This window comes from Xanthobacter sp. BG11Y11_SDJG (assembly GCF_057364445.1).
The window spans coordinates 1-4,740 of record NZ_JBNFNU010000333.1 but is presented as its reverse complement, the minus strand read 5'-3'; the positions used below and the strand labels follow the sequence as shown (position 1 = coordinate 4,740).

Annotated in this window: 4 protein-coding genes; all 4 read left to right on the top strand. The window is 70.6% G+C overall.

Features of this window, described 5'->3' with window-relative positions; translation table 11 throughout:
- The coding region (locus tag AC2W7M_RS20055) for a putative 2-aminoethylphosphonate ABC transporter permease subunit (RefSeq protein ID WP_486134360.1) at positions 1-1,697 on the top strand (1,697 nt) is incomplete at its 5' end.
- On the top strand, positions 1,694-2,821 hold the full coding sequence (locus AC2W7M_RS20050) for a TIGR03364 family FAD-dependent oxidoreductase (protein ID WP_486134358.1): 1,128 nt from the start codon (positions 1,694-1,696) through the stop codon (positions 2,819-2,821). The genes AC2W7M_RS20055 and AC2W7M_RS20050, both read left to right, overlap by 4 nt.
- Positions 2,822-2,825: 4 nt before the next feature.
- The gene (gene phnX, locus AC2W7M_RS20045; RefSeq protein ID WP_486134356.1) at positions 2,826-3,635 is read left to right on the top strand and encodes a phosphonoacetaldehyde hydrolase; all 810 of its coding nucleotides are present in this window, start codon (positions 2,826-2,828) and stop codon (positions 3,633-3,635) included.
- On the top strand, positions 3,553-4,740 hold a 1,188-nt coding region (locus AC2W7M_RS20040; protein ID WP_486134361.1), incomplete at its 3' end, for an aspartate aminotransferase family protein. The genes phnX and AC2W7M_RS20040, both read left to right, overlap by 83 nt.

The following is a 4,740-nucleotide window of genomic DNA, read 5'->3' as shown; positions in this document are numbered from 1 at the left end:
TGTTCCCCGATGGCCGCTCGAGGCGGCCGCTGAATGCGGTGCGGATGCGCCTGTCGGGCGGCGCGTCCGACGGCGTGCTGGAACTCGCCGGCAAGGCCGCGGCTCCGGGCGACTGGGTCGAGGCCGGGCCGCGCGATCTGCGCCGGCTGGTGCTGCGGGCGGGGACGCTGCGCTCGCTCGGCAACTACATCGCCTATTTCAGCAACCCGGCGCTCACGGATTCCATCGTCAACAGCCTCGTGGTCTCGCTCTCCACCACGCTCATCACGGTCCTGCTCGCCTTCGGCTTCGCCTATGCGCTCCAGCGCACCTGCATGCCGCTGAAAGGCCTGTTCCGCACCATCGCCATGGTGCCGATCCTGGTGCCCTCGCTGCTCGCCGGCCTGTCGCTGGTCTATCTGTTCGGCAATCAGGGGCTCCTGAAGGACCTGATGATGGGCGCGTCGATCTACGGCGCGCCGGGCATCGTCGCGGGCTGCGTTTTCTTCACCTTCCCCCACGCCTTCCTCATCATCGCCACCGCGCTCGCCATCTCCGACGCGCGGCTGTTCGAGGCGGCGCGGGCGCTGCGCACCTCGCCGACCCGCACCTTCTTCAACGTGACGCTGCCGGGCGCCCGCTACGGCATCATCTCCGCCGCCTTCGTGGTGTTCACGCTCACCATCACCGAGTTCGGCGTGCCGAAGGTGGTGGGCGGCGACTTCAACGTGCTCGCGGTGGACATCTACAAGCAGGTGGTGGGCCAGCAGAACTTCGCCATGGGGGCGGTGGTCTCGGTGATCCTTCTGGTGCCGGCGGTGATCGCCTTCTTCGTCGACCGCATGGTGACGGCGAAGCAGGTGGCGCTGCTCACCGCCCGCGCCGTGCCCTACATGCCGTCACGCAACCTCATGCTCGATGCCGGCGCCTTCCTGTTCTGCTGCCTGGTGGCGGGTCTCCTGATGCTGGTGCTGGGCGTGGCGCAGTATGCCTCCCTGGTGAAGTTCTGGCCCTACAACCTTTCGCTCTCGTTCGCCCATTTCGCCTTCGAGGGCGTCGACGGCGGCGGCTGGGAATCCTATTTCAACTCCCTGCGCATGTCCTTCTACGTGGCGGTGATCGGCACGGCGGTGGTGTTCGTCGGCGCCTATCTGGTCGAGAAGGGCCGGGGCTTCGCCGCGGCGCGCGCGGGCCTGCACTTCCTCGCCATGATGCCCATGGCCATTCCCGGACTGGTGCTGGGCCTGTCCTACATCTTCTTCTTCAACGACCGGGCGAACCCGCTCAACGTCGTCTACGGCACCATGGCGATCCTGGTGATCTCCTCCATCACCCATTTCTACACCGTCTCCCACCTCACGGCGCTGACCGCGCTGAAGGCCATGGACAAGGAGTTCGAGGCGGTGGCCGCCTCGCTCAAGCAGCCGGTGACGCGCGTGTTCAGCCGCGTGACGCTGCCGGTGTGCCTGCCCACGGCGCTCGACATCGCCGCCTATTATTTCGTGAATGCCATGACCACGGTCTCGGCGGTGGTCTTCCTCTACGCCCCCACCACCACGCTCGCGGCGGTGGCGGCGCTGAACATGGACGATGCGGGCCAGATCCAGGGCGCCGCCGCCATGTGCATGCTGATCTTCTACACCAATCTCGGCGCCCGCCTCGTGCACGCGCTCCTTTCGCGCGGCCTCTCGCGCACCCAGGCCTGGCGCATCCGATGAGCACGACGTTCGACCTCGCGGTGGTGGGCGCCGGCATCGTCGGCCTCGCGCACGCGCTGTCCGGCCTCCGGCGCGGCCTGTCGGTGGTGGTGATCGACCGCGAGGCCGAGGCCGTGGGCGCCTCGGTGCGCAATTTCGGCTTCGTCACCGTCACCGGGCAGCAGCGCGGCGAATGCTGGCGCCGCGCCATGCGCTCGCGCGACATCTGGGAAGAGGTCGCGCCCGACGCCGGCATCCGCGTCGAGCACGAGGGCCTTCTGGTGGTGGCCCAGCGGCCCGAGGCCATGGCGGTGCTGGAGGCCTTCCGCCTCACCGAGATGGGGGAAGACTGCCACCTGCTCACCGCTGAAGAGGCCATGCGCTCCTACGGCGCCGCGCTGGCGGACCGGCCCTTCGCCGGCGCGCTCTACAGCCCGCACGAGCGGCGGGTGGAGAGCCGGCAGGCGGTGCCCCTGCTCGCCGCCTGGCTGGAGGAGAAGGGCGTCTCGTTCCGCCGCCGCTCGCTGGTCAAGGCGGTGGAGGATGGCGTCGTCGCCACCACCGACGGCGACATCCGCGCCCGCCACATCGTCGTCTGCCCCGGCGACGAACTGCTGACCCTCTACCCCGACGTGATCGCGCGGCTCGGTATCACCCGCTGCCGGCTCCACATGCTGAAGGTGACGCCGCCCGAAGGCTTCCGCCTGCCCTGCGCGGTCATGAGCGATCTCTCGCTGGTGCGCTATCTCGGCTACAGCGAGCTGCCCGAGGCCGCGGCCCTTGCGGATCGCCTCCAGGCGGAGCAGCCGCAGGCGCTGGAGAACGGCATCCACCTGATCGCCGTGCAGGGGGCGGACGGCGGCCTGATCGTCGGCGACAGCCACCATTACGGATTTTCGCCTGCGCCGTTCTCGCGCGAGGCGGTGGACGACATCATCCTCGGCGAGCTGGACCGGGTGCTCGCGGTGCCGGGCGCGCGCGTCGCCGAGCGCTGGAGCGGCACCTATGCTTCGCTGCCCGACCGTCTGATGGTACGGGAGGCGCCGGCCGCCGATACCCGCCTTGTCATCGTCACCTCCGGCACCGGGGCGTCCACCGCCTTCGCCATCGCCGAGGAGACGCTCGAAGAGTTTTCCGGAGCGTGAAAGCATGACCTACGAGAACATTTCCGCCGTCGTCTTCGACTGGGCGGGCACCATGATCGACCACGGCTCGAAGGCGCCGATGGGCGTGTTCCAGCGCGCGTTCGCACAGTTCGGCATCGACCTGTCGGTCGAGGAGGCGCGCGGCCCCATGGGCATGGCGAAGCGCGACCACATCGCCGCTCTGATGGCGCTGCCGCGCGTCGCCGCCGCCTGGACGGACAAGCACGGCCACGCCCCGGGCGAAGCCGACATCGACAAGGTCTACGAGGTGTTCGTGCCCATGAACGTCGCGGTGGCGGCGGACTATGCGGGCCTGATCGAGGGCGTCGCCGGCGTGGTCGCGCGCCTCAAGGCGGCGGGCCTCAAGATCGGCTCCACCACCGGCTATACCCGCGAGATCATGGCCCCCATCCTGCCGCTCGCCGCCGCGCAGGGCTATGCGCCCGACAGCATGGTGTGCGCCGGCGACCTCTCCGCCGGGCGGCCCTCCCCGCTGATGCTCTACAAGACGCTGATCGATCTCGGCGTGTGGCCGGCGGCGCGGGTGGTCAAGGTGGACGACACCGAGGTCGGCATCGCCGAAGGCCTGAACGCCGGCTGCTGGACCGTGGGCATCGCGCTCACCGGCAACCTGTTCGGGCTCGACCCGGCGGAGACCGAGGCGCTCTCGCCGGAGGAGTTCGAGGCACGCCGCGCCGCCGCTTACGCGTCCCTGGTGCGCTCGGGCGCCCATTTCGTCATCGACAGCGTCGCCGACCTCGAAGAGGTTCTGGACGAGATCGAGGGCGCCCTCGCCCGCGGCGAGCAGCCTTGAGCACGGCGGCCGGCGGCGCCGGCGCGCCAGCGAGGGGAGCGTCAACACCTCGCCTCTGCGCGCCGCCTGGGACGCCCGCCACGACGAGGACACGCGCGCGCTGCTGGCGCGCGACGCGGACGTGTTCCTGCACCAGTCGCTCTCCACCCCGTGCCTCGACGCCATCGTCGGCGCCGAGGGGGCCTACCTCGTGACGGCGGACGGCCGGCGCATCCTCGATTTCCACGGCAACAGCGTGCACCAGCTTGGCCACGGCCATCCCGCCGTGGTGGAGGCGATCCGCGCGCAGCTGGAGCGCCTGCCCTTCTGCCCGCGCCGCTTCACCTGCGCGGAGGCGGTGGCGTTCGCGGAGAAGCTGGTTGAGCTCGCCGGCCCGCCGTTCGGCAAGGTGCTGCTCGTGCCCTCGGGCTCGGCGGCCATCGGCGTGGCGCTGAAGCTCGCCCGGCTCGCCACCGGCCGCCACAAGACGCTGTCCATGTGGGACGCCTTCCACGGCGCCAATCTCGACGCCATCTCGGTGGGCGGGGAGGCGCTGTTCCGCAAGGATGTGGGGCCGCTCCTGCCGGGCACGGAGCACGTGCCGCCGCCCGGCCTCGCGCGCCGCTTCTTCGGCGACGACGACAAGGCCACGGATCGCCTCGCGGACTATATCGACTACGTGCTGGAGGTTCAGGGCGACGTGGCGGCGCTGATCGCCGAGCCGGTGCGCTGGACCACGGTGGAGCCGCCGCCGCCCGGCTTCTGGGCCAGGGTGCGGGAGAGCTGCACCCGCCATGGCGCGCTGCTGGTGTTCGACGAGATTCCCTCTGCGCTGGGGCGCTGCGGCTCGTTCTACGTGTTCGAGCAGATGGGCTGCGTGCCGGACATGGTGGCGCTCGGCAAGGGGCTCGGCGGGGGCATCGTGCCCCAGGCGGCCCTGGTGGTGCGCGACGGCCTCGATGTGGCGCCGCATCTGGCGCTCGGCCACTACACCCACGAGAAGAGCCCGCTCGGCAGCGCCGTGGGCCTTGCCGCCATCGGCGTGATCGAAGCGGAGGGCCTGGTCGCCCGCGCCGCGCGCTGGGCGAGACCGGTGGCGCGGCGCTCGAAGCCATGGCGCGCGCCG